The organism is Caulobacter sp. GW821-FHT10E02 (genome assembly GCF_059415225.1).
In genome coordinates this window covers 2,033,767-2,059,262 of the sequence record NZ_JBWKMV010000001.1, presented here as the reverse complement: position 1 = coordinate 2,059,262, position 25,496 = coordinate 2,033,767, and the positions used below count along the sequence as shown (strand labels likewise).

At 67.4% G+C, this 25,496-nt stretch carries 19 protein-coding genes; 10 read left to right on the top strand and 9 right to left on the bottom strand.

From position 1 onward, the window contains the following. Positions 1–59 precede the first annotated feature (59 nt). A complete protein-coding gene (locus AC07NI_RS09015) occupies positions 60–1,250 on the top strand; it encodes a histidine-type phosphatase (protein ID WP_494617925.1) in 1,191 nt (396 codons plus the stop codon). Here the strand turns inward: AC07NI_RS09015 and aceB are convergent. The 3 genes from aceB to AC07NI_RS09000 all read right to left on the bottom strand — a co-directional run bounded on the left by aceB (position 1,247) and on the right by AC07NI_RS09000 (position 4,768). Beyond that, positions 1,247–2,824 carry a malate synthase A gene (gene aceB / locus AC07NI_RS09010; protein WP_494617923.1) on the bottom strand — a complete coding sequence of 526 codons (1,578 nt, stop codon included), beginning with the start codon at positions 2,822–2,824 and terminating at the stop codon, positions 1,247–1,249. The two genes, AC07NI_RS09015 and aceB, sit on opposite strands and share 4 nt — an antisense overlap. Before the next feature lie 82 nt (positions 2,825–2,906). Continuing rightward, on the bottom strand, positions 2,907–3,134 hold the full coding sequence (locus AC07NI_RS09005) for a hypothetical protein (protein WP_494617921.1): 228 nt from the start codon (positions 3,132–3,134) through the stop codon (positions 2,907–2,909). A 14-nt stretch (positions 3,135–3,148) separates the two neighbouring features. Next, a complete protein-coding gene (locus AC07NI_RS09000) occupies positions 3,149–4,768 on the bottom strand; it encodes an isocitrate lyase (protein ID WP_494617919.1) in 1,620 nt (539 codons plus the stop codon). 164 nt (positions 4,769–4,932) lie between these two features. On the opposite strand from AC07NI_RS09000, the gene AC07NI_RS08995 reads away from it, so the two are divergent. The 7 genes from AC07NI_RS08995 to AC07NI_RS08965 all read left to right on the top strand — a co-directional run bounded on the left by AC07NI_RS08995 (position 4,933) and on the right by AC07NI_RS08965 (position 15,144). Then, positions 4,933–6,375, top strand: coding sequence for a helix-turn-helix domain-containing protein (locus tag AC07NI_RS08995; RefSeq protein WP_494617916.1), 1,443 nt, complete (start codon positions 4,933–4,935; stop codon positions 6,373–6,375). A 68-nt stretch (positions 6,376–6,443) separates the two neighbouring features. Beyond that, on the top strand, positions 6,444–7,223 hold the full coding sequence (locus AC07NI_RS08990; protein WP_494617911.1) for a transglutaminase-like domain-containing protein: 780 nt from the start codon (positions 6,444–6,446) through the stop codon (positions 7,221–7,223). Between the two features lie 66 nt (positions 7,224–7,289). Beyond that, on the top strand, positions 7,290–8,468 hold the full coding sequence (locus AC07NI_RS08985) for a hypothetical protein (protein ID WP_494617908.1): 1,179 nt from the start codon (positions 7,290–7,292) through the stop codon (positions 8,466–8,468). Between the two features lie 69 nt (positions 8,469–8,537). Further along, a complete protein-coding gene (locus tag AC07NI_RS08980; RefSeq protein ID WP_494617906.1) occupies positions 8,538–9,140 on the top strand; it encodes an RNA polymerase sigma factor in 603 nt (200 codons plus the stop codon). Continuing rightward, positions 9,109–10,098 (top strand): FecR family protein, encoded by a 990-nt coding sequence (locus AC07NI_RS08975; protein ID WP_494617905.1) that lies wholly within the window; start codon positions 9,109–9,111, stop codon positions 10,096–10,098. The genes AC07NI_RS08980 and AC07NI_RS08975 overlap by 32 nt, the downstream gene beginning before the upstream one ends. Positions 10,099–10,189: 91 nt before the next feature. After that, positions 10,190–13,426, top strand: coding sequence for an outer membrane beta-barrel protein (locus AC07NI_RS08970; protein ID WP_494617903.1), 3,237 nt, complete (start codon positions 10,190–10,192; stop codon positions 13,424–13,426). A gap of 86 nt (positions 13,427–13,512) precedes the next feature. Beyond that, on the top strand, positions 13,513–15,144 hold the full coding sequence (locus tag AC07NI_RS08965; RefSeq protein WP_494617902.1) for an alkaline phosphatase D family protein: 1,632 nt from the start codon (positions 13,513–13,515) through the stop codon (positions 15,142–15,144). On the opposite strand, the gene AC07NI_RS08960 is transcribed toward AC07NI_RS08965, so the two are convergent. The 5 genes from AC07NI_RS08960 to proC form a co-directional block, all read right to left on the bottom strand. Then, positions 15,141–16,286 (bottom strand): hybrid sensor histidine kinase/response regulator, encoded by a 1,146-nt coding sequence (locus AC07NI_RS08960; RefSeq protein WP_494617899.1) that lies wholly within the window; start codon positions 16,284–16,286, stop codon positions 15,141–15,143. The two genes, AC07NI_RS08965 and AC07NI_RS08960, sit on opposite strands and share 4 nt — an antisense overlap. Further along, positions 16,283–16,861 (bottom strand): chemotaxis protein CheB, encoded by a 579-nt coding sequence (locus AC07NI_RS08955; protein ID WP_494617897.1) that lies wholly within the window; start codon positions 16,859–16,861, stop codon positions 16,283–16,285. Before AC07NI_RS08955 ends, AC07NI_RS08960 begins: the two co-directional genes overlap by 4 nt. After that, positions 16,858–17,682, bottom strand: coding sequence for a CheR family methyltransferase (locus tag AC07NI_RS08950; RefSeq protein ID WP_494617895.1), 825 nt, complete (start codon positions 17,680–17,682; stop codon positions 16,858–16,860). The genes AC07NI_RS08955 and AC07NI_RS08950 overlap by 4 nt, the downstream gene beginning before the upstream one ends. 3 nt (positions 17,683–17,685) lie before the next feature. Further along, complete coding sequence (locus AC07NI_RS08945; protein ID WP_494617892.1) at positions 17,686–21,117, bottom strand: response regulator; 3,432 nt, start codon at positions 21,115–21,117, stop codon at positions 17,686–17,688. A 212-nt stretch (positions 21,118–21,329) separates the two neighbouring features. Continuing rightward, positions 21,330–22,112, bottom strand: a complete 783-nt coding sequence (gene proC, locus AC07NI_RS08940; RefSeq protein ID WP_494617889.1) for a pyrroline-5-carboxylate reductase — start codon at positions 22,110–22,112, stop codon at positions 21,330–21,332. 85 nt (positions 22,113–22,197) lie between these two features. Here proC and AC07NI_RS08935 point away from each other — a divergent pair, with 85 nt between their 5' ends. After that, positions 22,198–23,295 carry an alpha/beta fold hydrolase gene (locus AC07NI_RS08935; protein ID WP_494617887.1) on the top strand — a complete coding sequence of 366 codons (1,098 nt, stop codon included), beginning with the start codon at positions 22,198–22,200 and terminating at the stop codon, positions 23,293–23,295. 10 nt (positions 23,296–23,305) lie between these two features. Here AC07NI_RS08935 and AC07NI_RS08930 read toward each other — a convergent pair whose 3' ends face one another. Beyond that, on the bottom strand, positions 23,306–23,806 hold the full coding sequence (locus AC07NI_RS08930) for a nuclear transport factor 2 family protein (protein ID WP_494617882.1): 501 nt from the start codon (positions 23,804–23,806) through the stop codon (positions 23,306–23,308). A 79-nt stretch (positions 23,807–23,885) separates the two neighbouring features. Between AC07NI_RS08930 and AC07NI_RS08925 the strand changes: the two genes are divergently transcribed. Then, positions 23,886–25,268 (top strand): peptide MFS transporter, encoded by a 1,383-nt coding sequence (locus AC07NI_RS08925; RefSeq protein ID WP_494617878.1) that lies wholly within the window; start codon positions 23,886–23,888, stop codon positions 25,266–25,268. Positions 25,269–25,496: the final 228 nt, after the last annotated feature.

The following is a 25,496-nucleotide window of genomic DNA, read 5'->3' as shown; positions in this document are numbered from 1 at the left end:
CATGCTTGCGTCGCCGATCCGGCCTAAGGCCCACGGAAACGACGCACGCGGAGGGAACGATGGCGGGTCTGCGAAACATGCTGATGGCGGCGCTGATCGCCATGCCGGCGATGGCGCATGCCGCCGACGCGACCGACGGTCTGAAGCTCGAGCGCGTGGTCATGGTCATGCGCCACAGCGTCCGTCCGCCGACGAAGGCCCAGGCCACGCCGGCCGGCACGACCGCTCAGCCTTGGTCGAGCTGGACCACGCCCTACGGCGACCTGACCCCACATGGCGCTCAGGGCGCGCGGCTGATGGGCGCGTACTACCGCACCTTCCTGGGCGCGCGCGGGATCCTGCCGCGCGACGGCTGCGCCCCGAGCGGCGACATCGTCGCCTGGGCCAGCAGCAAGCCGCGCGCCATCAAGACCGCCGAGGCCTTCGTCGAAGGCCTGCAGCCCGGGTGCGGCCTGAAGGTCGCCCGTCCGGACAGCGAGGAGACCGACGTCGTCTTCCACCCGGCCTCGATCATCAACGGCGACCTCGCCCTGAAGGCCTCGCAACGCCAGAAGCCGGGCATCGCCGCCGAGACCAAGGCGATGGCCAAGGAGTTCGCGATCCTGGACCGTGTGCTGGGCCGCCGCCTGGATCGGGCCTCGCACCTGGAAGCGGCAAAGGACGACAACGCCTCGCTGGAGGGCGCGCTGGGCGTGGCCTCGACGGCCGGTCAGACGGTCCTGCTTGAGTATGTCGAAGGTAAGCCGATGGATCAGGTCGGTTGGGGCCGCGCCTCCAAGGCCGACATCCAGGCGCTGCTGCGCTTCCACACCGTCAAGTTCCGCTACGAGGTCGGCAACCCCTATGTCGCCCAGCGCTACGCCGCGCCGGTGGCCGCCGAAATCCTCAAGGCGCTGAACGGCGAGGCGGGGACGGGCAAGCTGACCCTGCTGGTCGGCCACGACACCAACATCGCCGCCCTGCGCGGCTTCCTGGACGCTCACTTCACGGCCGCCGACTATCCGCAGGACGATCCGCCGCCCGGCGGGGCCATGGGCTTCGAGCTGGTCCGCAACGCCAAGGGCGAGGCCTTCGTGCGCGCCTTCTATACGGCCCAGACCATGGACCAGCTGCGCGAGCTGCAACCGCTGACGGCCGCCAATCCGCCGGCCTACAGCTACTTCCCGATCCCGGGCTGCGCGAGCCTGTGCCCGCTGACGACCTTCCAGAAGATCGTCAGCGGCAAGCTGGCCAAGCCCGCTGCGAACTAGATCAGTTCGTAGGCCGGCAGGGTCAGGAACTCTTCCAGGCTGTCGGAGAGCACCATGCGGGTGAAGAGTTCGGCGGCGGCTTCCAGGCGGGGCGAGCCGAAGTCGCGGCGCAGGTCGGCCATCTCCTGGGTGAACAGGCTGACGAACAGCTCCGAGGTCAGCTCGCGGCCGTCGTCGAGCGCGGCGGAGAGGCGGATCCACTGCCACAGCTGCGTGCGGCAGATCTCGGCGGTCGCCGCGTCCTCCATCAGGTTGTAGAGCGGCACGGCGCCCCGGCCTTCCAGCCAGGCCTGGGTGTAGCGGACGCCGACGCGGATGTTCTCGCGAACCCCGGCCTCGGTGCGCACGCCCTCATGCAGCTCCAGCATCTGGGCGGCGGTGATGTCGAGGTCGGTCAGCAACTTGTCGCGCTGGTTGGCGGCCGGCATCAGGCGGTCGAAGACCTCCATGGCCACCGGGACCAAGTCGGGGTGGGCGACCCAGGTGCCGTCGTGGCCGGCCCCGGCCTCGCGCTCCTTGTCGGCCTTGACCTTGGCGAAGGCGGCCTGGTTGGCGGCATCGTCGCCCTTCACCGGGATCTGGGCCGCCATGCCGCCCATGGCGAAGGCGCCGCGACGGTGGCAGGTCTGGATCAGCTTCAGCGAATAGGCGCCCAGGAACGCCTTGCCCATGACCATGGCCGAGCGGTCCGGGGTCAGGAAGGCGGGCGTGCGGCCCAGGCGCTTGATGAACGAGAAGATGTAGTCCCAGCGACCGCAGTTGAGGCCGACGATGTGGTCCTTCAGCTCGAACAGGATCTCGTCCATCTCGAAGGCGGCCGGGATGGTCTCGATCAGCACCGTGGCCTTGATCGTGCCGACGGGCAGGCCGAGGGCCTCCTGGACGCGGACGAAGACGTCGTTCCAGAGGCGGGCCTCGAGGTGGCTCTCCAACTTGGGCAGGTAGAAGTAGGGGCCCGAGCCTTGCTCCAGCGTCGCCTTGGCGTTGTGGAAGGCGTAGAGGCCGAAGTCGAACAGCGCCCCGGCCACGGCCTGGCCGTCGACCTCCAGATGGCGCTCCATCAAGTGCCAGCCGCGCGGGCGGATCTTCAGCACCGCCGGGGTCGGGCCCATGGCGTAGGCCTTGCCGGACTTGGCGTCGACGTGGGTCAACTGGCCGGACCAGCGGTCCTTCAGATTGACCTGGCCCTCGACGACATTGGCCCAGGTCGGGGCGGTGGCGTCCTCGAAGTCGGCCATGAACACCTTGGCCCCGCAGTTGAGGGCGTTGATGATCATCTTGCGGTCGACGGGGCCGGTGATCTCGACGCGGCGGTCCAGCAGGTCGGCGGGGACGGGGGCGACGCTCCAGTCGGCGGCGCGGACGTGCGAGGTCTCGGCCAGAAAGTCGGGCAATTCGCCGGCGTTGAACCTGGCCTGCCGCGCGTCGCGGGCGGCCAGCAGTTCGCGACGGCGAGCGTCGAAGCGGCGGTGCAGGTCGGCGACGAAGTTCAGCGCTTCCGGGGTGAGTACTTCAGCCGCGCGGCCTTCGACCGGACCGGTGACCTGGATGTTGGCGGCGATGTCGAGCGGCATGGGAAGCTTTCCGGTGTGGTGGGATCGGCTCCCCGGGAAACCCGGGGAGCCGTCTTCAGGACTCTGGTCGGTTATTGTTAGTCTAAGCGCTCTTTTCGGCGCCGTTGGGACGGACGGTGGGGACGATCTGGTCGCCCCAGTTACCCGTTCCGTCATGGTGACGCGAGGCGCGCACCAGTTCGACCGAGTAGCCGGCCTCGATGGCGCGGCGCACGGCCTCGTTCAGGCGGTGGGAGGCCTCGGCGACGCGATCGATGGCGCGCTGTTCGGCGTTGGTGTCCGGCATGGTGGCGGGAGCGAAGGCATTCATGGCTGGTCTCTCCTCTATTCGGCCGCGAATTGGTTCATGGTGTTGGCGTGACCGCCGGCCTTCAGGGCGCGCTCGCCGGCGACCATCTCCTTGAAGGTGTCGCCCAGGTCCGAGCCGACCTCATGCTGGTGCTTCACGGCCGAGACGCCGCGGCGGATCTCCTCCCGCTGCACCGTGTTGACGTAGGCCTGCATCCGCTCCTCGCCGAAGTAGCCGCGCGACAGCTCGTCGACGCTCTTGGCGGTGAGGTGGAAGGTCGGCAGGGTGATCAGGTTGTGGAACACCCCGGCGCGGGCGGCGATGTCGACCTGGAAGCGGGCCAGGCGCTCGTCGGCCTCGCGGCCCAGGTCGCTGTTGTCGTACTCGGCCGACATCAGGACGTTGCCTTCCGGATAGCTGTCCTTGTGGATCTTGCCCTCGGCGATCCACTGGTCGCGGACCTGCTTGCGCAGATTGAGCGTCCAGTTGAACGACGGCGAGTTGTTGTAGGTCAGCTTGGCGTTCGGCACGACCTTGCGGACCTCGGCCACCATCGAGGCGATCTCGTCGACGTTCGGGGTGTCGGTCTCGATCCAGAGGAGGTCGGCGCCGCCTTGCGTCAGGTTGGCGATGCAGTCCTCGATGACGCGCTGGCGGCCGGTGCCGTCCTGGAAGGCGAACAGGCCGTTGGGCATGCGCACGGGCTTGTGGAAGGCGCCGTCCTTCATGATCGCCAGCTCGCCGTCCTTCAGCGGGTTTTCCGGCGTGATGGCCTCGGTCTTCAGCCACTTGATGTAGTCGGCGGCCAGGTCGCCTTCGCCGGTGCTGACCGGGATCTTCTGGGTAAGGCCCGCGCCCAGGCTGTCGGTGCGGGCGACGATGACGCCCTCGTCGACGCCCAGTTCCTCGAAGGCCAGGCGGCAGGCGCGCAGCTTCTCGATGAAGTCCTCGCGCGGCACGGTGACCTTGCCGTCCTGGTGGCCGCACTGCTTGGCGTCCGAAACCTGGTTCTCGATCTGCAGGCAGCAGGCGCCGGCCTTGATCATCTCCTTGGCCAGCAGATAGGTCGCGTGCTCGTTGCCGAAGCCCGCATCGATGTCGGCGATGATCGGCACGACGTGGGTCTCGAAGTTGTCGATCGCCTTGATCGCGGCCTGTTCGGCGACCTGGTCGCCGGCCTTGCGGGCGGCGCTCAGGGTCTTGAACAGGTCGTTGATGCCGACTTCATCGGCCTGGCGCAGCGAGACGTAGATCTCCTGGATCAGGTCGACGACCGAGGTCTTCTCGTGCATCGACTGGTCCGGCAGGTGGCCGAAGCGGTTGCGAAGACCGGCGACCATCCAGCCCGACAGGTAGACATAGGCGCCCTTGGTCGTGCCGCGCAGGCGCTTGACCGACTTGATCATCTGCTGGGCGTGGAAGCCAGACCAGCAGCCCAGCGACTGGGTGAACTTGGAGCTGTCGGCGTCGTAAGCGGCCATGTCGGCGCGCATGACCGGGGCCATGGCGCGGGCGATATCCAGGTGGGTCGGGAAGGTGTTCTGCAGCTTCAGCTGGATGATGTCGTCGATGTCGACCCCGCCCGGTGCGACGCCGTCGGGATAGCGCGCCAGCAGGGCGTCGCGGTGGTCGGCATAGGTCTTGCGCTGCGTCATGGTCGTTCGATCCCAGTACGGGGCCCCGGCGGTGAAGCCTTGCGGGCCAAGGAAAACTCGTCCTGGTGAGCTAACGCTGCGCTGCGGGATGGGTCGAACCTATTGAAGGCAATTTGTCAAAGATCGACTTTGTAATTTCTGTAAAGTCATGACAAGTTGACCAAATGGCGACGCTCGACAAGAAGCAGAATGACAAGAAGCTGTTCCTCGGAGGGCGGCTGAAGCGGCTGCGGCGCGACCTGGGCGTAACCCAGGCGCGGATGGCCGAGGAGTTGGGTGTCTCGGCCAGCTACCTGAATCTCTTGGAACGCAACCAGCGGCCGGTGACCGCGCAGATTCTGCTGCGGCTGGCCGACGCCTATGACCTGGACCTACGCAGCCTGTCGGCCGACGATCCCGGCGGTGGAGCAGGGCTGGAGGAGGTGCTGGCCGACAAGATGTTCGCCGACCTGGGCGTCTCGCGCCACGAGGCGGCCGAGGTCGCCGAGCTGTCGCCGGGCCTGGCCGAGGCCATGGCGCGGCTCTATCGCGCCTATTTGGATCGCGGACGGATGATCGACCTGGGCGCCTTCGAGCGGCCGGACGGGACGGGGCCGGCTTCGGAGCAGTCCTCGCCCACCGACTGGGTCCGCGACCTGGTCGGCGCCCAGCGCAACCACTTCGCCGAGCTGGAGACCCTGGCCGAGAAGATCGTCGCCCAGCTGAAGGCCGATCCGCAGGACCTGGCCCCGGCCGTCCGCGAGCGCCTGCAGAGCAAGTTCGGCATCCAGACCCGGATCATGCCCGTCGAGGTGATGACCGGCTCGCTGCGCCGCTACGATCATCACCGCAAGCGCCTGATGCTGTCGGAGACCCTGGCCCACGCCAGTCGCACGTTCGGCATGTGCTACCAACTGGGGCTGATGGAGGGCGGGGAGGTGCTGTCGGACCTGACCGACCGCTTCAAGGCCCCCGACCGCGCCACGCGCCAACTGCTGAAGGTGTTCCTCGACAGCTATCTGGCCGCCGCGATCATGATGCCCTACGAGCCGTTCCTGGCGGCCATGGAGGCCAGCGGCTACGACATCGAGCGGGTGCGCCCTCGCTTCGGCATCAGCTATGAACAGGCCGCCCAGCGCCTGACCACCCTGGGCCGCCAGGGCTCGCGTGGCGTGCCGTTCTTCATGATGCGGCTGGACGCGGCGGGGAACATCTCCAAGCGCTTCGCGGCCGGGCCGTTCCCGTTCTCGCGCTTCGGCGGGGCCTGTCCGCGCTGGAACGTCCACGACAGCTTCAAGACCCCGGGTCGCATCGTCACCCAGGTGATCGAGACGCCCGACAGCGAGCGCTATTTCACCCTGTCGCGGACGGTGCGGCGGACGTCTGGTTTGCAAGCCGGCCTTGAGGACGAGCTGGTCGTCGGCCTGGGCTGCGAACTGAAATACGCGTCCAAGCTGGTCCATGCCCGAGGCCTGGACATGGCCGCGCCGATCACCACGGAGATCGGTCCATCGTGCCGAATCTGCGAGCGTCCGGCCTGTCCGCAACGCGCGGCGGCGCCGATCAACCGCACCTTGCTGGTCGAGGAAACCAGCAAGTCGCTGTCGCCTTTCCCGTTTGCCCGCTAGACCTGAAACCCAAAGCCGTCCTGCGGATTGATAGGCGGCGCCCGCCCGCGCCCATCCTCAGGATTCCCATGCGTTTCGACGTCGAAGCCTCGCTGACCTACGACTTCGCGACCCCGTGCGAGGTGCTGCTGCTGGTCGAGGCCGCCCATGGGCCCGACCAGGTGGTGGGGCTTGAGGCCCTGACCTTCTGGCCCAATGTCGACGCCGTACGGGTCGACGATCCGGTGACCTTCGAGCGACGCACGGTGTTCACCGCCTCGGGAACGGTCAACGCCCTCTACCGCGCCCAGGTCGAGATCATGCGACGCGACCACGACCTGACCGACGCGCCGGCCATGGCCATCCGCGACCTGCCCAGCGAGGTGCTGCCGTTCCTGCGCGCCAGCCGCTACAGCCCGTCCGACCGCCTGGAGCCGTTCGTCGAGCGCGAGTTCGGCGAACTCAAGGGCGGGGCCAAGGTCCAGGCGATGCTGGACTGGATCGGCGAACACATCGACTATCTCGGCGGGGTCAGCAATTCGGGTACCACGGCGATCGACACCCTGGTCGACCGGGCCGGCGTCTGCCGCGACTTCACCCACCTGATCATCGGCATGTGCCGCGCCGCCGATATTCCGGCGCGGGCGGTCAGCGCCTATGCCTGGAAGCTGGAGCCGCCGGACCTGCACGCCATCGCCGAGGTCTATCTGGGCGGCCGCTGGCGGCTGGTCGACGCCACTGGCCGGGCGCCGATCGACGGTCTGGTGCGGGTGGCGACAGGGCGCGACGCGGCCGACATCGCCTTCATGACCATCTTCGGCCGGGCGACCCTGATCGAGCAGAGCTTCTCCATCCGCGAAGCCGTCTGACCGTCATCAAGCTGTCGCCAAGACGCCCTAGGTCCGCCCGCCAACACTGAGGTCGGGGTCATTGCCATGTCCGTTCGTCATCGCCTGGCCCTGGCCGCCTCGATGCTGGCGCTGTGCGTCGGTGGTCCGGCCCTCGCGGAGGGCGGCCTCGCCAAGCTGCCGCTGACCCAAAACGGCGGGACTTGGAAGGCCGGCCACGTGCAGGGCGTCGCCGTCGATGTGAAGGGCGGCTTCATCTACTACTCGTTCACGACCCTGCTGGCGAAATACGACTTCAGCGGCAAGCTGATCGGCTCTCTGGTCGGCTGGACGGGGCATCTCGGCGACCTCGACTTCAACGCCGCCGACGGCAAGGTCTACGGCTCGCTGGAGTACAAGGAAGACAAGGCCTTCTACATTGCCGTGATCGACGTCTCGCGGCTGGACCGCGTCGGCGTCGAGGCGTCCAAGAGCGAGCTCTTCCGCACCGTCTATCTGCCCGAAGTGGTCAAGGACTACAGCGCCGACCTGAACGGCGACGGTGTGTTCGAGGGCGACGACGGCAAGTTCAAGGGCGATGTCGTGGCCTCGCCCGATCACCGCTACGACGCCTCGGGCATCGACGGTGTCTCGTTCGGCCCGGCGTTCGGCCACACGGACGGCAAGCGCTACCTGACCGTCGCCTACGGGATCTATGGCAACACCACGCGGACCGACAACGACCAGCAGGTGCTGCTGCAGTACGACATCGCCGACTGGGGCCGCTACGCCAGCCCGCTGACCGAGGCCGCGCCGCATCACAACGGCCCGGCGGCCGTGAACGCCAAGGTCTTCGTCCGCACCGGCAACACCCGCTACGGCGTCCAGAACCTAGCCTATGACGATGCGTCCAAGCGCTGGTTCATGGGCGTCTATCTTGGCCAGAAGCCCAACTGGCCGAACTACGGCCTCTACGCCTTCGACGCCTACGCCAAGCCGAAGACCGGCGAGCTGATCGGCGTGGGCGAGCAGGGCGCCTTGATCCCCCTGGCCGAAGACGGCCTGAAGGACCCCGCCACCGGCGTGCGCGGCTGGTACCAGAAGGCCGATGTGGGCTTCCAGCCGGTGGGGCAGGGGCGGTTCTACCTGGCCGTCAACGCCAAGACCCCGGACGGCCAGACCGCCGACCTGACGCTCAATCGCTGGACCGGCGACGCCGCCAAGCCTTTCGTCCCAGTCACGGCTGACGAGCTTCGCAAGCTCGCGGACAACCTGGCCGCGCGCTGAGGTCTGGCTGTCACAAATGCTCTCTAGGCGGAGCCTCTCGGTGAGACGAATCCAGTCAGCGGGTGGACGATGAGCAGCGCCGACAGGGAAAGAACGCGGTGGTTCCTGCGGAACATCCTTCCGCACGAATCCGCGCTGCGGGGCTGGCTGACGCGGATCGCGCCGGTCGGGGTCGATCCCGACGACGTCATCCAGGAGTCCTACGCCATCCTGGCCGAGCTGGAGAGCGTCGAGGGCATTCGCCATCCGCGCGCATATCTGTTCCAAGTGGCCCGCTCGATCGTGGTCCGCCACGTGCGCCGGGCGCGCATCGTCTCGATCCAGACGGTCGAGGACCTGGAGCGCCTGGAGCATGCCGACGAGGCCGCCACGCCCGAGCGGCTGGCCATCGATCGCGACGAACTTCGGCAACTAGCCCAGGCGATCGCGGCGATGCCGGCCAAGACCCGAGAGGCTTTCGTGCTCAGGCGGGTCAAAGGCTTGCCTCAGCGCGAGATCGCCGCGCAGATGCGGATTACAGAGAATACGGTCGAGACTCACATATCCCGGGGCGTCCTATTCTTGATTGATTGGTTTGGTCGTAGCGGAAACAGGCGGCCCCAAACCTCTAAGACCTTGAATGCGGAGATCCCCCCGGTAGATGGCACAGCGCGAATCCAGTCGAGACATTGATCAGGCGGCGTCCGACTGGACGGCGCGGCTGGATCGTGGACCGTTGTCCGCGGGGGAAGAAGACGCTTTCCAAGTCTGGCTGAAGGGTGATCCGCGCCGCAAGGGCGCGATGTTGCGCGCCCAGGCGCTGTCGATGATGAGCGAGTCCGCCCAGGCGCTGGGCGACGACTTCGATCCTGCCGACTTCGCCGCGCCGAAGGTCGCGCGGTTCTCGCGTCGGCAGGCCCTGACCTGGGGCGGCGGCGCGGCCGTTGCAGCATCCCTGGCGGCCCTGGCCGTGGGCTTGCCTGCCGCCGCCGGCACGGTGATCAGCACCGAGCGCGGCGAAATCCGCCTGGCCCCGCTTAAGGACGGCTCCACCGTCCTGCTGAACACCGAGACCAAGATCCGCATCCGCTACGAGAAGGGGAGGCGCGTCGTCACCCTGCTCAAGGGCGAGGCCTATTTCTCGGTGGCGCGTGACGATCAGCGGCCGTTCATCGTCGAGGTCGACGGGCGGCAACTGAGCACGGCCCAGGCCAATTTCCGCGTCCGCAAGCTGGAACAGACGCCCGTCGACGTGCTGGTCAATCAGGGTCTGGTCGAGGTCGGGCCGTCTCTGGTCTCGGCCCACGCGCTCCGGCTGGCCAGCAACACACGGCTGGTGCTGTCAGACCATCCCGCCGCCGAACGCCCGCAGGCCATCGCGCCCGAGACCGTCACGCGCGAGCTGGCCTGGCGCGAGGGCAAGCTGGCCTTCGAGGGCGAGACCCTCAGCCAGGCGGCGGCGGTGTTCGCCCGTTACAGCGGCACCCGCATCCAGGTCGATGACCCCGTCCTGGCCCGCGAGCCGGTTACGGGACTGTTCGCGGCCAATGACCCAGTAGGTTTCAGCCGGGCCATCGCGCGCGTGTTCGACGCCAAGCTGGATCAGTCTGGCGACACCGTGGTGCTGAGCCGTCGATCGGTCGCCGAATAAGAAGTTTTTGTTACCGTTAGCGGAAGGCCTCGGGCGGTTCCTCTCAATCGCGAAGGTCGCGACCAACGCGATGACTTTGGGGGCCTAGCCTATGATTTCCCGTTACTCCGTCCTCGCCTGCGGGACGTCGGTTGTCGCGCTCGCGATCGCCGCGCCCGTTTTCGCGCAGGAACGCGTCTTCGACATCCCGGCCCAGGCGGCCGTCCGCGCCATTCCCGAACTGGCTCGCCAGGGCCAAGTGCAGATCGTGGCTCCGGCCCGTGACCTGAACGGCGTCCAGACCCCGGCCGTGAAGGGCACGATGGACGTGCGCACGGCGCTGCGTCGCCTGATCGCCAACACCGCCCTGCGGATCGACAGCGACGACGGCCAGATCATCACCTTGAAGGCCGCGTCCGCCGCGGGCGCCTCGCGCCCCCAGGCCGGCGTGGGCTCGGGCATGGTTCGCGGCCGGGTCTTCAACACCGCGACCAATGAGTACGTCCGCAACGCCGAGGTCCGGGTTGAGGGCACGCCGATCGTCGCCCTGTCCGAGAACGGCGGCGATTTTCGACTGACCGGCGTCCCGGCCGGCGATGTGACCGTGGTGGTCAAGTACGCGGGCCTCCAGGAGTCCAAGCAGGTCGTCACGGTCACCTCGGACCAGATGGCGACCGTCGAATTCTCGCTGCAGCCGCTGGCCGCGGCCACCGAAGGCGTTGAGGCGGTGACCATCACCGCCAAGCGCGAAGGCCAGGCCGCCGCCATCATGGAGCGCCGCGCCTCGACCAACGCCAAGACCGTGGTGGCCGCCGACAACTTCGGCGCCCTGACCATGGGCGACGTCGGCGAGTTCATGAAGAACATGCCGGGTCTGTCGATCGACTATACCGAGGTCGACGCCACGGCCGTCCGAATCGGCGGCCTGGACCCCAAGTACTCGACCTTCACCACCGACGGCGCCCGCATGGCGACCGCCACCTCGAACAACAACAACGGCCGCCAGAACTCGTTCGAGCAAATGTCGATCACCGGCATCGACTCCATCGAGCTGAACAACACCCTGCAGGCCAACATGGACGCCGACAGCCCCGGCGGCGCCATCAACCTGCGCAGCAAGTACGCGTTCCAGCGCAACAGCCGTCTGCTGCGCTTCCAGCTGGGCGGCGTCGCCACCTCCGACTCCACCCTGTCGCGCCAGTACCTGCCGGACGACAAGAAGCACTCGACGATCTTCCCGTCGGCCCAGGTGGGCTACGCGGACGTGTTCCTGAACGGCCGTCTGGGGATCGCTTTCAACGCCAGCTACAACGCCAACTTCGTCCAGCAGGACCGCATCCAGACCGACTGGTCGTACCTGACCAACGGTCGGGTGATGCCCTATCAGGTGATGTGGCGTCCGGGTCCGAAGCTGACCCACCGCAAGGCCGCCAACCTCAGCGTCGACTACAAGATCAACGACCAGTGGGCCGCGTCGCTGCGTTCGAGCTACTCGTTCTACGACGTCGAGTACTTCAACCAGTACACCTACCTGATCTTCGGCACGACGACGGCCTCGCAGACCACGGCGGACTCGACCCCGACCCACATCGTGGTCAATCCGAACGGCACCAACACCCGCCTGCACACGCAGTATTCGCACCGCTACGCCGGCACGCCCTCGTGGGTGTTCTCGCCGAAGCTGGAATATCGCGGCGACACCTTCGAGGCCCTGCTGCGCGGCAGCTATTCCAGCTCGGAGTTCAACTTCCGGGACAATTCGAAGGGCTTCTTTCAGCGTACGGACGATTACCTGACCCGTATCGGCTTCACGCTGGACCGCGCGTCGACGGAGTCCAACGAATGGACCCTGAAGCAGACCGCCGGCCGTCCCTGGGGCGACCCGACCAGCTTCAATCGTGACGACGACATCGGCAACAACATCCGCACGTCGGAATCCGACGCCGGCAACCGCATGTACGGCGCCAATCTGGACCTGAAGAAGAAGCTGACCCTCGGCGACGTGCAGCTGAAGATCCTGGCCGGCGGCACCTACCGGACCAACGTCTGGAAGACCAACGAGGGCTCGTTCCAGCAGTTCCAGTATGTCGGCCCGACGGGCGACCTGACCCAGAAGGCCCCGGAAGCTGTCATCCCGTGGACCAAGGGCTACCAGTTCCTGATCCACGGCTTCGACGCCGGCAACCTGAACGACCAGCACTGGCGCGCCGACAGCAACTATGGCACGTACGACATCTACGCTCAGCACCCCGAGTACTTCGTGCCCGACACCGTGGGCAATCTGAAGCGCCAGCTGGACAACAACAAGAAGGTCGGCGAGACGGTCCAGGCGGCCTATTTCGAAGTGCAGCCGCGCGTCGGCAAGGCCCAGTTCGACCTTGGCCTGCGCTACGAGAAGACCCAGACCGACGCCCGCGTCGCCGACATCCGCTCGGCCAAGGAAGTCACCGCCGCCGGCCTGTCGGTCAGCACGGTGCCGGGCCTGCTCTATCAGTATCGCAACGGCACCTACACGACCCGCCACGGCGAGTACGACGACTGGTTCCTGAGCGGCGGCGCCAAGTACGACTTCACCAAGAAGCTGGTCGGTCAGCTGGCCTTCAGCCAGTCGATCCTGCGCCCGGACTACGGCAACCTGGGCGGCGTCGTAGCAGTGGACGACACCAACCTGTTCGTCACCGTGCCCAACCCGCTGCTGAAGCCCGAGCACTCGACCAAGTACTTCGCCAGCCTGCAGTACTATCTGGAGCCGTCGGGCGTGATCGGCATCTCGGCCTATCAGCTGGACGTGAAGGACATGCAGGTCACCGGCATCACGGTGAACCCGGAAGACGTCGGCTACAATCCCGCCGACTACGCCGGCTATACCTTCCGCAGCGCCCAGAACCTGCCGGGCACCAGCACCAACAAGGGCATTGTGCTGGAATACGACCAGCAGCTGACCTTCCTGCCGGGCATGCTGCGGGGCCTTGGCCTGCGCGGCTCGATCACCAAGCTGGATCCGGACGGCGAGCGCGTGAACACGCCGAAGACGGCGGCCAACTGGGGCCTGCGCTACAGCTACGGCAAGTTCGACTTCCAGCTGACCGGCAACGCCCAGGGCAAGTACCGCACCAGCGCGCTCAGCAACACGCCGACGACCGCCAACAACGGCATCCTGTATCACGCCCCGCGCGAGCTCTGGAACGTCAGCGCCAGCTACAAGATCAACCGTCAGTTCGAGGTCATGCTGGCCGGCCGCAACATCTTCAACGCGCCGGACATCATCTACTCGAACGATCGCAGCCGGGTGCAGCAGTACAGCATCTACGGCTCGATGTGGAACGTCGGGATCAAGGGCACCTTCTAGGTCGCTCAGGTCCCGTCCATGGCCGCGCCGTCTTCCCCTTCGGCGCGGCCATTTCTCTTTCCAATTCAAAGCCTGAGGGCCGCGTCATGGTTCTGAAGATCGATCGTCGCAACCTCGTGCTGGGCGGGGGCCTGGGCCTTGCCGCCCTGGCTCTGCCCGCCGGCGCGGCCCTGGCGCGCCAGCTGCTGACCGCCACCGGCTTCACCCACAGCGTGGCCAGCGGCGAGCCCGCGTCCGACGCCATGCTGCTGTGGACGCGCTATGTCCCGGCGGCGGGCGAGGGGACCGTGCGCCTCGACGTCGAGCTCTCGCTGGACCCGGACTTCGGCAAGGTGGTGGCCGGCGGCAGCGTCCGTACGGGCGCCTATCGCGACTGGACCGCCAAGGTCACGGTGGATGGGCTGAGGCCCGCGACCATCTACTGGTTCCGCTTCGTCGCGCCGGATGGCGGCAAGTCGCCGGTCGGCCGCACCAAGACCCTGCCGGTCGGCCCGACGGCGCGCTTTGGCCTGGCGGTGTTCTCATGCTCGAACCTGCCGTACGGCCTGTTCAACGCCTATGGCCACGCCGCCGACCGCAAGGATCTGGACCTGTGGCTGCACACCGGCGACTACCTCTATGAGAACGGCGTCGCCTCGCTGAAGGACGGCGAGTGGGGCCCGGGCCGCACCCTGCTGCCGGCGACCGAAATCCTGACCATCGCCGACTACCGCATGCGATACGCCCTCTACCGCGCGGACCCGGACCTGCAGCGCCTGCACCAGGTCGCGCCGATGGTGGCGCTGTGGGACGATCACGAGTCGGCCAATGACAGCTGGGAGGGCGGCGCCGCCAACCACCAGCCGGCCAAGGAGGGCGACTGGAACGTCCGCCGCGCCGCCGCCATGCAGGTCTATCGCGAGTGGATGCCGGTCTCGGACGAGCCGTGGAAGGCCTATCCGATCGGGACCCTGGCCACGTTGTACCGCACGGAATCGCGGCTGCTGGCCCGCACCCAGCAGGCCGACATCGGCGCGACCTTCAAGGCGCAGGACCCCGACGCCGCCCTGAAAGCGTTCCGCGACGGCCCGTGGCAGGACCCGTCGGCGACTATGATGGGCTCGACCCAGGAAAGCTGGCTGGCCCACAGCATGAAGGCCAACGCCAAGGCCGGCGGCTGGCAGATGATCGGCATGGGCACCATCCTGGGCCGCACCGTCATGCCCAAGGGCGCGGTCGACTGGCTAAGGCCCGAGACCAACGCCCGCAAGGTCGCCAGCTACCAGAACAACATCCGCGCCGCGGCCCAAGGCCTGCCGATGTGGATGGACCGTTGGGATGGCTATCCCGCCGCGCGCTCGCGTCTCTTGAAGTCCGCCCAGGCCGCCGACGCCGATCTGGTCATGCTGTCGGGCGACAGCCACAACGCCTGGGCCTACGGTCTGATGGAGGGCGGCAAGCCCGCCGGTGTCGAGTTCGCCGGCCAGGGCGTGACCTCCAACGGCTTGGAAGGCGACATGGGCGCCGATCCCAAGGTGGTGGCGGCGGGCTTCATGGCCGCCAATCCCGAGATGAAGTGGGCCGACACCAGCCAGCGCGGCTACATGATGCTGCAGATCACGCCCCAGCGCGTGACCGGCGAGTGGCTGTTCATGCAGACGATCAAGGCGCGCAGCTTGGAGATCGCCGGGACGCACCGGATGTCGGTGGAGAAGGGGCGGAAGGTGTTCGCCGCCTAGGCTTCGTCCACCGCGATCGGGACCCGGACGGTGAACACGCTGCCCTGGTCCTGACCGGCGCTGGCCACGCCCAGCGTGCCGCCGTGCAGCGACACCAGCTGCTTGGCGAGCGCCAGGCCGATGCCGAGGCCGCCCTGGGCCTTGGTCAGGTGGTCCTCGACCTGGGCGAAGATCTCGAAGATCCGCGACTGCATCTCAGGCGGGATGCCGACCCCGGTGTCGGACACGCGGATCTCGGCCATGGCCCCGTCGGCGACCGCCGTCAGGGTCACGGTCCCGCCCTCGGGTGTATATTTGGCGGCGTTGTTCAGCAGGTTGGACACCACCTGGGCCAGACGCGTGTGGTCGGCGTCCAGCCAGACCGGCTCGGCCGGCATCTCGACGATGAACTGGTGCTTGCCGGCGTCGAGGTTGTGCTGGCTGGCCTCGATCGCCGAGTTCAGGACCTCGGTCAGCTCGATCCGCGCCTTGCGCAGCGAGATCTTGCCCTGGCTGACACGCGAGACGTCCAGCAGGTCGTCGACGAGGTGCGACAGGTGGGTCAGCATCCGGTCCATGCGGGTGCGGATGTCGGTGGCGCGTTCTGGGGCCAGGTCCTTGCCCAGCAGATGCAGGCCGCCGCTCAGGGCCGCGACCGGGTTGCGCAGCTCGTGGGCCAGGACGGCCAGGAAACTGTCCTTGTGGCGATCGGCGCGGCGCAGGGCCTGGGCGGCCAGTTCCAGTTCGTCGCGCTGGGCCTCGATCTGCTGGCGCTGGCGATAGAGGTCGAAGAACACGGCCGCCTTGCTGCGCAGCACGTCGGCCTCGACCGGCTTCTGGATGAAGTCGACGGCGCCGGCCTCGTAGCCCCGGAAGCGGCGCGTGGCGTCGGCGACGCCGGCGGTGACGAAGATGATCGGCACGTGGCTGGTGCGGGTGTTGCCGCGCATGAATTCGGCCAGCTCGAAGCCGTTCATGTCCGGCATCTGCACGTCCAGCAGGGCCAGGGCCACGTCGTGGACCAGCAGCAGCTCCAGCGCCTGCTCGCCGGAGCGCGCCTTCAGGCACGTCAGGCCCTCGCGCTGCAGCAGGGCCTCCAGCGCCAGCAGGTTCTCCTCCAGGTCGTCGACCAGCAGGAAGTTGATTGGTTTGTCCGCCGTCATCGTGCGGTCCCCAGACTCGACAGGTAGGTTACGATTTGCGCGTGGTTCATGATCGTCGCCGAGGGCGTGGCCTCCAGCGCCGCGTTGGGCATGGCCGAGGCGTAGGCCCCGTCCGGGTTCTCGACGATCGCGATGCCGCCGATATCCATCACGGCCTTGAGGCCGGCGGCGCCGTCGTGATTGGCGCCGGTCAGGATCACTCCGGCCAGGCCGTCGCCATAATAGTCCGCCGCGCTCTCGAACAGCACGTCGATCGAGGGGCGGGAATAGTTCACCGGCTCGTCGGTCGACAAGGCCAGGCAGCCGTCGGTCTCGACCAGCATGTGGTAGTCCGACGGCGCGAAATAGATGATCCCGCTCTCGATCGGCTCCTTGTCCTCGGCCTCCTTGACGGTGACCCGGCACTTGGATTGGAACAGCGGCACCAGGACGTTCGAGCGGTCGGCCGGCACGTGCACGACCACCAGCACCGGCAGAGGGAAGCTGGCGGGCAGGGCGGGCAGGATGGTCAGCAGGGCCTGCACCGCGCCCGCCGAGGCTCCGATCGCCACGGCCTTCATCGGCGTCGCGGTCATGGCTCGCGCCTCTGGTAGATCTTCTCGCCGGGCACGAAGTCGTTGAAGCCGCCGACATGGCTGGAGAAGCGCAGGCTCTCCTTCGAGCCCAGCCCCAGGAAGCCCTTGCGGGCCAGGGACTCGTGGAACAGGCCGATGGCGCGGTCCTGCAGCGGGCGATCGAAATAGATCATCACGTTGCGGCACGAGATCAGATGCATCTCGGCGAACACCGCGTCGGTGACCAGGCTGTGGTCGGAGAACACGACGTGCTCGCGCAGGCTCTTGTCGAACGCGGCCCGGCCATAGGCGGCGGTGTAGTAGTCCGAGAGCGAGGACTTGCCGCCGGATTTCTGGTGGTTCTCGGTGAACTTGCGGATGCGGTCGATCGCGTAGACGCCGGCCTCGGCGGCGGCGAGCGCCTCGGGGTTGATGTCGGTCGCGTAGAAGATGGTCCGGTCGTAGAGGCCTTCCTCCTTGAACAGGATGGCCATCGAATAGACCTCCTCGCCGGTGCTGGAGCCGGCGATCCAGACCTTCAGCGACGGATAGGTCCGCAGGTGCGGCAGCACCTTCTCGCGCAGGGCCTTGAAGTAGGTCGGGTCGCGGAACATCTCGCTGACCTGCACGGTCAGGAAGTCCAGCAGGCGCGGCAGCATGGAGGCGTCATGCAGCACACGGTCCTGCATGGCCGAGATGGTCGGATAGCCCAGCTGCAGGCGCGCCTGGATCAGGCGGCGCTTGATCGACGCCCGCGCATAGTGGCGGAAGTCGTAGTGGTAGCGCTGGAAAAGCGCCTCCAGCAGCAGCTGGATCTCGAGGTCTTCGACTTGGTCTGACACGCCCTACCTCGGCATCCAGACCCGGACCAGCGACAGCAGCTTGTCCACGTCGATGGGCTTGGCCATGTAGTCGCTGGCGCCGGCGGCGATGCAGCGCTCCTGGTCGTCGGGCATGGCCTTGGCGGTCAGCATCAGGATTGGCAGCTTGGCCCAGCGCGGGTCGTCGCGGATTTCGCGGGTCGCGGTCAGGCCGTCCTTCACCGGCATCATCACGTCCATCAGGACCAGATCGACGGCGTTGGCTGGGTCGCCCTCGGCCGAGCGGGCCAGGGCCTCGATGGCCTCCTGACCGTTGCGGGCGATCTCGATGATAGCGCCGCGCGGCTCCAGCACGTTGGTCAGCGAGTAGACGTTGCGGATGTCGTCCTCGACGATCAGCACCCGGCGGCCTTCCAGCACGGCGTCGCGGTTGCGGGCCTTCTTGATCATCTTCTGCTGCTCGGGCGGCAGCTCCGACACCACCTGGTGCAGGAACAGCGACACCTCGTCCAGCAGGCGCTCGGGCGACTTGGCGCCCTTGATGATGATCGAGTTGGAATAGCGGCGCAGGCGCTGCTCGTCGTCGACCGACAGGTCATGGCCGGTATAGACGATGACCGGCGGGAAGGCGTGCTCGCCGTCCTGGCTCAGCGTCTCCAGCAGGCTGAAGCCCGAGGCGTCCGGCAGCGACAGGTCCAGCACCATGCAGTCGAAGGTCTCTGTCTTCAGCAGCTCCAGGCACTCGGCCGCGGTGCCGACGCCGACTGTCTCGACATCGCCCGAGGACAGCAGCTTGCCGACCGCGTCGCGCTGCACATCGTCGTCCTCGACGATCAGGACGCGGCGCACCGTGCTCGCCAATTTGGACTGAAGGTTCGTCAGCACCTCGGCCAGGGCCTCGCGCTTGACCGGCTTCACCAGGTAGCCGATCGCGCCCAGCGACAGGGCGGTCTGGCTGTGGTCCGAGCCCGAGATGACGTGGATCGGGATGTGGCGGGTGGCGTCGTCGCGCTTCAGGCGGTCCAGCACCATCAGGCCGGACTCGTCCGGCAGGCCGACGTCCAGCACCACGGCGCTGGGCTTGAACTGGCGGGCCAGCTTCAGGGCGTCCTCGGCGGTGCCGGCGACCAGGCACTGGAAGCCCAGTTCGCGCGACAGGTCGCGGACGATGCCGGCGAACTTGTCGTCGTCCTCGATGACCAGCAGCACGCGGCGGCCGGTGGTCAGGTCGTGGCGGTCGTCGTCGACCGTCATGGCCAGCGGCTTGGCGGCCTTGGCCCGGACCGGCGCGCTCGGCGCGGGAGCGGGAGACGAGGACGGCTCGGGGCGCGGCGCGACGCGGGCCGGATCGTACGAGCGCGGGATGGTGACGGTGAAGGTGCTGCCTTCGCCCGGCGTGCTGGCCAGGGCGATCCTGCCGCCCAGCAGGCGCGACAGCTCGCGGCTGATCGAGAGGCCCAGGCCGGTGCCGCCGTACTTGCGACTGATGGTGCCGTCGGCCTGGCGGAAGGCTTCGAAGATGCTTTCCTGCTGCTCGGGCTTGATGCCGATGCCGGTGTCGGTCACCGCGAAGGCGATCTCGTCGCCGCCGGCCGGGGCGATGGCCAGGGTGACGACGCCGCCTTGCGTGAACTTGAAGGCATTCGACAGCAGGTTCTTGAGGATCTGCTCCAGCCGCTGGCGATCGGTCTCCAGCAGAGTGGGGACGTCGTTGGCCAGCTCGATCTTGAAGTCCAGCTTGCGCTCGTCGGCCACGGGCTGGAACAGCGCGCGCAGGTCGCCGGTCAGGCGTTGCAGCGGCAGGCTTTCGGGCCGCACCTCGATATGGCCGGCCTCGATCTTCGACAGGTCGAGGATGTCGTTGATCAGCGTCAGCAGGTCGTTGCCCGAGGACTCGATGGTCTGGGCGAACTTGACCTGCTCGCTCGACAGGTTGCCGGCGGTGTTGTCGCTGAGCAGCTTCGACAGGATCAGCAGCGAGTTGAGCGGCGTGCGCAGCTCGTGGCTCATATTGGCCAGGAAGTCGGACTTGTACTGGCTGGCCTGGGCCAATTCGCGGGCCTTCAGCTGCACGGCCGCGCCGGTGCGCTCCAGCTCGTCGCGCTGGGTCTCCAGGGTCTGGGCCTGTTCCTCCAGCTGGCTGTTGGTCTGCTCCAGCTCGACCTGCTGCTGCTCCAGGCGGGTCTGGGATTCCTTCAGGGCGCGGCCCTGTTCCTCCAGCTCCTCGTTGGAGACGCGCAGTTCCTCGCTCTGGACCTGCAGCTCCTCGGACTGGCGCTGGGTTTCTTCCAGGGCGTTTTGCAGCTGCGTGCGGTAGCGGGCCGAGCGCAACGAGACGCCGATCGAGGTCGAGGCCTGGCTCAGCAGCTCCAGCACCTGGTCATCGACCGCGTGCAGGAAGCCCAATTCGATGACGGCGTTGACGATTTCGTCGGCGTGGGTCGGGACCAGGACGAGGTGCTTGGGCTTGTCGTGGCCCAGGGCCGAGCCGATGGTCAGGTAGCCGTCAGGCACGTCGCGGACGATGGTCGCATAGCCCTCGGCGGCGACCTTGCCCAGCAGGCCTTCCTTGATGTCGAAGCGCAGCGGGGTGTCGGCGTCGGCCGGAATCCCCAAGGCGGCGGCGCGATAGAAGTGGCCGTTCTCGCCCTTGAACAGCGCGCCGGCCTGGAAGCCGACGTACTGGGACAGGAAGCGCAGGATGCTGTCGCTCAGCTCCTCGACGGTCTTGTCGCCCATCATCGCTTCCGACAGGCCGACCTGGCCGGCCTGCAGCCACTGCTGGCGGGCGCGGGCTTGGCTGCTGCGGCGGATCAGGGCGAAGATGGCCAGGGTCAGCACGCCGCCCAGCACGGCCGACAGCACGCTGCTGACCGTGGCGGTGCGGTGGGCCACGTCCATCTCGGCCAAGCGGATGTCGCGCAGGCGGTTCTCTTCGGTGCGCATGACGCCGATCTGCTGGCGGATGGCGTCCATCTCGGCCTTGCCGCGGTCGGTGGTGACGACGGCCAACGCGGCCGCGGCGCTCGTGGTGCGACGCAGTTCGACGGTTTCCGCCAACTCGGCCAGCTTGGCGTCGAGGTGGCGCTTGAGCTGGACGTGGTTGGCCTGCTGGATGGGGTTGTCCTTGGTCAGCGCCACGAGGGCTTCGCTGCGCGAGCCGACGTTCGTCACCGCCTGCTGGTAGGGCTCGAGGTAGCGGTCGTTGCCCGTCAGAAGGTAGCCTCGCTGGCCCGTCTCGGCGTCCTGTGTCGTGGACAGCAGGTCGTCCAGCGCCATCAGCACTTCGTGGGTGTGCCAGATTTGCTGGCTGCTGGTGCGCAGGGTCTCGATGTTGCGGTAGGCGATCGTGCCGCTGATCAGGAAGAAGGCCAGGGTCAGCGCCATGCCGAGCGCCGACCACAGCTCCGCTCGGGTGCGGGTCATGGACGCGTTGCGCGGTTCGATCAAAGCCATGGGATTCTCGACGTCGGGATTGTTCGGTGAGGCGATCTAGCGGAGGTCAGCGTGAGCGCGGCGCGGGATAATGAGGTTCGCGCACGCGGACGGTCGGCCTGCCGACGCATAGCTCGCTCATACGCTTGAAAACCACTGGATATCCCCGAACCGCACGCCCCAAAGCGAGCCTCTAACGGCGCACAACGGTGAAGGTTCCATCCGATCGCTGTTTAGTTGAGGTCTTCACGCATCGCGATGCTGCGATCGCGGGCCGCTGTCAGGGTGCGTCGCATCAGGATCTCGAGCGCCGAGTCGTGATCCAGCACCTTCAAGCCCTCCTGGGTGACGCCGCCCGGACTGGCCACGCGGGCGGCCAGTTGGCTGGGCGGTTCGTCCGAGCGCAGCATCAGTTCAACGGAGCCCGACAGGGTGGCCTCGACCAGCTTGGTGGTCATGGCGGCGGGCAGGCCGAGGTCCTGGCCCGCCTTGATCATCGCGTCGGTGAAGCGGAACAGGAACGCGGGCCCGCAGCCGGCCACGGCGGTGACGGCGTCGCACTGGGCCTCGTTGTCCAGCCAGAGCACCTGGCCCAGCGGGGCCAGCAGCCGTTCGGCCAGGTCGGTGATCTCGGGCGAGGCGGGCTCGGCGAACACCGACGTGATCCCCTTGCCGATGGAGGCGGGCAGATTGGGCACGGTGCGGATGATCGCCGCCGCGCGAGGGAAGGCGACCTTGAGCGCGGCGATCCCCGGCGCGGCCAGCACCGACAGGATCACGGTCTCGGGTCCGATCAGTGGCTGCAGGGGCGCGATGACCTCCGCCAGCTTCTGCGGCTTGACGGCCAGGACCACGACGGCGGCCGGGGAAGCGTCGGTAGGAACCTGCGGGAAGTAAGAGACGTCGCCCTCCGGCCGCTTGGGATCGACCACCGTCACGCCGCGCAGACCCTGGGCCAGCCAGCCGCGCAGCAATGCGCCGCCCATATTGCCGCAGCCGATCAGCCAGATGTTCATGCGCGCCTCGCTTGGCTATGGACCTTGCCGAATTCCATAACGTATACGATTGTTCGAAACACAAGCGGCGTAAGGGGAGAAGCGCATGAGGATCCTGGCAGCGGCCTTCAGTGCGCTGGCCTTGGCTACGGTTGGGGCGATGGCCGGCTCGGCCATGGCGGCGACGCCGTACGCGGAGCAGGTGACGCAAGGCGACTATGTCGTCCCGAACTTCACCTTCAAGTCGGGCGAGAGCCTGCCGAACCTGAAGCTGCACTACCGCACGCTGGGCCAGCCCAAGCGCGACGCGCAAGGCCACGTGACCAACGCGGTGATGGTGCTGCACGGCACCGGCGGTTCGGGCGCGCAGTTCCTGTCGCCGCAGTTCGCCGACGAGCTGTACGGTCCTGGCCAGCCGCTCGACATCACCCGCTACTACATCATCTTGCCCGACGGCATCGGCCACGGCGCCTCGTCCAAGCCCAGCAACGGCCTGCGCGCCAAGTTCCCGCACTACGGCTATGCCGACATGGTCGAGGCCCAGCGCCTGCTGCTGGTCGACGGCCTGAAGATCGACCATCTGCGTCTGCTGATGGGCACCTCGATGGGCTGCATGCACGGCTTCATGTGGGGCGAGCTGCATCCCGACTTCGCCCAGGCGATCATGCCGATGGCCTGCCTGCCGGTGCAGATCGCCGGCCTGAACCGCGTCTGGCGCAAGGCGGCCATGGAGTCGATCAAGGCCGATCCGGCCTGGATGGGCGGCGACTACCAGCAGCAGCCGGTGCTGGGCCTGCGCGGGGCGGTCAGCCTGCTGCTCGTCGCCGGCTCGGCCCCGCCGAACTGGCAGGCGGCAGCGCCGACCCGCGACGCCGCCGACGCCTTCTTCGAGGAGCGGTTCGCCAAGGACCTGCCGACGCGCGACGCCAACGACATGCTCTATCAGATCGCCGCGTCCAGCGACTATGACCCCTCGAAGGACCTGGAGAAGATCACCGCGCCCATGACCTGGGTGAACTCCAGCGATGACTTCATCAACCCGCCCAGCCTGGGCATCGCCGAGCCGGCGGCCAAGCGGCTGAAGAACGGCAAGTTCATCCTGATCCAGGCCACGCCCGACACGCGGGGCCACGGCACCCACACCTGGGCCAAGTTCTGGAAGAAGGACCTGGTCGAGCTGCTGGCCAAGTCCGAGAAGCGCTAGGCGCCAAACCCTAGGCAGGCGAGGGGGCTTCCTCGGCCGAGACGTGGTTCAGGGCGATGACCCATCGCCCGTCTACCTTGCGCATCAGCCGGGTGTTGATCCCGCGCTGGGCCGCCTTGGGGCGGTTCAGCTCATAGCGGCTGATCAGCTGGGCGGCGTCCGGGCCCAGCATCTCGACCTTGATGTCGTAGAACCGCACCTCGCCGCGCGTCTCGACCGAGGCGCCGTAGTCGCGGATGTAGTGGTCCAGCGTGCCCTGCCAGCCGCTCTGGAAGCGGCCCTTCGACACGAACACCACGCCGGGGTTCAGGAACCCGGCCATGTAGCCGTGGAAGTCGCCGCGGTTCCACGCCGCCTGCATGTCGGCGATGACCTTGAGGATGGCGCTGGTCTCGACCGCCGCATCGACGTTCGCGCACGCCTTGGGCGCGGCCAGGGCCGGAGCCGCCGTCATCGCCAGGGCCAGAGCCGCCAGGCCGCGCCGGCTGGCGCCTTCGATCGATCCGGCCATTTGTAATGACTCCCTGCTTTGCGTCGCTATAGATACAGTATACGGTATTATAAATAACCACGTCTGGGGAGGCGTGAGAATGCCGACTGTCCGGCCCGCCTCGAAGCGCGGCCTGTTCTATCTCGCGTTTACCGAGGTCTGGGAGCGCTTTTCCTTCTACGGCATGCAGGCGCTGCTGGTGCTGTACATGGTCGACAGCCTGCTGCGCGGCGACGTCGAGCGGAAGGTCGTCGGCTTCGGTCCGTTCCGCCACGCGCTGGAGTCGGTGACCGGGCCGCTGTCGACCCAGGCCCTGGCCTCGCAGATCTTCGGGCTCTATGCGGGTCTCGTCTACCTGACCCCGGTGTTCGGCGGGATCATCGGCGACCGGATCCTGGGACGGCGGCGCACGGTGGTGCTGGGCGCGGTGCTGATGGCGGCCGGGCATCTGCTGCTGGCCACCAACGCCGGGTTCCTGATCGCGCTGGCCTTGCTGATCGTCGGCTGCGGCTGCCTGAAGGGCAATATCTCCACCCAGGTCGGCCTGCTCTATCCGCCCGAGGACGCTGAGGGCCGGCGGCGCGGCTATCTGCTGTTCAATGTCGGCATCAACACCGGGGCCATGGCCGGGCCGCTGATCTGCGGCGCGCTGGGCGAGACCCTGGGCTGGCACTGGGGCTTCGGCGCGGCCGGGATCGGCATGCTCGTCGGCATGATCGTTTATCTGGCTGGCGCCAAGCACCTGCCGGTCGATCCGCCTATCCAGAAAGCGGGGGCCGCCGCGCCACTGACCCGCAATCAGCGCGTGACCGTCCTGGCCCTGATCGGTGTCTTTGTCCTGGCGACGCTGTACAACATCCCGTTCGGTCAGAGCGCCAATGTCCTGCCCTTGTGGCTGCGCGAGATGACCGACCGCCAGGTGTTCGGTTTCCAGGTCCCGGTCAGCTGGTACCTGGCCGCCGACGGCCTGTTCACCGTGGCCTTCACGCCGCTGGCCCTGGCCTTCACCGGAAGACTGGCCGCGCAAGGGCGTCCGTTGAGCGCCATCGGCAGCATCGCCCTGGGGTGCGGCTGCGTGGCTGTGGCCGACGTCCTGCTGGCCCTGCTGCAGGCGACCTCGGCCGGGCCGGGGACGCTGCACGTGCTGTGGGGCTTCGTCTATTTCGCCATCTGCGACTGGGGCTACCTGTTCACCTGGCCGATCGTCCTCGCTTTGGTCGCGCAGAGCGCGCCGCCGTCGCTGAAGGCCACCCTGATGGGTGTGGCGTTCCTCAGCCTGTTCTCCGCCAACCTGACCGTCGGCTGGCTGGGACGGTTCTACGAGACCACGTCGCACACCGCCTTCTGGCTGGGCCACGCCGCGATCGGCGCGCTCGGCGTGGCGGCGTGCCTGGCCTTCAAGGGCGCCCTCGCGCGCCGTCTTTCCGTGACCGATCAGCCAGAGGAGAGGGCGCCGGAAGGCTCGATCGCGAGCGCCATCTGACTATTCGAAAGGCAGGCCTGAGGGGTGATCCACAGGCCTTCACAAATTGGAAACACGGGGGTTGACCATTTTCCGATCCTATATACCGTATTCTGTATACGGTTGCTGATCGCGGTCATCCTCGGTCTTGAAATCTGTCTTCAACGATGCCGGCCGGTCAAGTGGCGGGTATCGAGCGCTTCCTCGTGCGCCAAAGGCGTGGCGCACGGCCGTATTCGCAAACAGTGG

Excerpts from the sequence above, each read along its gene's own strand:
- AC07NI_RS08935 (WP_494617887.1), top strand. The coding sequence starts at position 22,198 with ATGAGGATCCTGGCAGCGGCCTTCAGTGCGCTGGCCTTGGCTACGGTT.
- AC07NI_RS08990 (WP_494617911.1), top strand. The coding sequence starts at position 6,444 with ATGCGTTTCGACGTCGAAGCCTCGCTGACCTACGACTTCGCGACCCCG.
- proC (WP_494617889.1), bottom strand. The coding sequence starts at position 22,112 with ATGAACATCTGGCTGATCGGCTGCGGCAATATGGGCGGCGCATTGCTG.
- AC07NI_RS08970 (WP_494617903.1), top strand. The coding sequence starts at position 10,190 with ATGATTTCCCGTTACTCCGTCCTCGCCTGCGGGACGTCGGTTGTCGCG.
- AC07NI_RS09005 (WP_494617921.1), bottom strand. The coding sequence starts at position 3,134 with ATGAATGCCTTCGCTCCCGCCACCATGCCGGACACCAACGCCGAACAG.
- AC07NI_RS08995 (WP_494617916.1), top strand. The coding sequence starts at position 4,933 with ATGGCGACGCTCGACAAGAAGCAGAATGACAAGAAGCTGTTCCTCGGA.
- AC07NI_RS08965 (WP_494617902.1), top strand. The coding sequence starts at position 13,513 with ATGGTTCTGAAGATCGATCGTCGCAACCTCGTGCTGGGCGGGGGCCTG.
- AC07NI_RS08980 (WP_494617906.1), top strand. The coding sequence starts at position 8,538 with ATGAGCAGCGCCGACAGGGAAAGAACGCGGTGGTTCCTGCGGAACATC.
- AC07NI_RS08960 (WP_494617899.1), bottom strand. The coding sequence starts at position 16,286 with ATGACGGCGGACAAACCAATCAACTTCCTGCTGGTCGACGACCTGGAG.
- AC07NI_RS09015 (WP_494617925.1), top strand. The coding sequence starts at position 60 with ATGGCGGGTCTGCGAAACATGCTGATGGCGGCGCTGATCGCCATGCCG.
- AC07NI_RS08985 (WP_494617908.1), top strand. The coding sequence starts at position 7,290 with ATGTCCGTTCGTCATCGCCTGGCCCTGGCCGCCTCGATGCTGGCGCTG.
- AC07NI_RS08930 (WP_494617882.1), bottom strand. The coding sequence starts at position 23,806 with ATGGCCGGATCGATCGAAGGCGCCAGCCGGCGCGGCCTGGCGGCTCTG.
- AC07NI_RS09000 (WP_494617919.1), bottom strand. The coding sequence starts at position 4,768 with ATGACGCAGCGCAAGACCTATGCCGACCACCGCGACGCCCTGCTGGCG.
- AC07NI_RS08945 (WP_494617892.1), bottom strand. The coding sequence starts at position 21,117 with ATGGCTTTGATCGAACCGCGCAACGCGTCCATGACCCGCACCCGAGCG.
- aceB (WP_494617923.1), bottom strand. The coding sequence starts at position 2,824 with ATGCCGCTCGACATCGCCGCCAACATCCAGGTCACCGGTCCGGTCGAA.
- AC07NI_RS08955 (WP_494617897.1), bottom strand. The coding sequence starts at position 16,861 with ATGACCGCGACGCCGATGAAGGCCGTGGCGATCGGAGCCTCGGCGGGC.
- AC07NI_RS08975 (WP_494617905.1), top strand. The coding sequence starts at position 9,109 with ATGGCACAGCGCGAATCCAGTCGAGACATTGATCAGGCGGCGTCCGAC.
- AC07NI_RS08925 (WP_494617878.1), top strand. The coding sequence starts at position 23,886 with ATGCCGACTGTCCGGCCCGCCTCGAAGCGCGGCCTGTTCTATCTCGCG.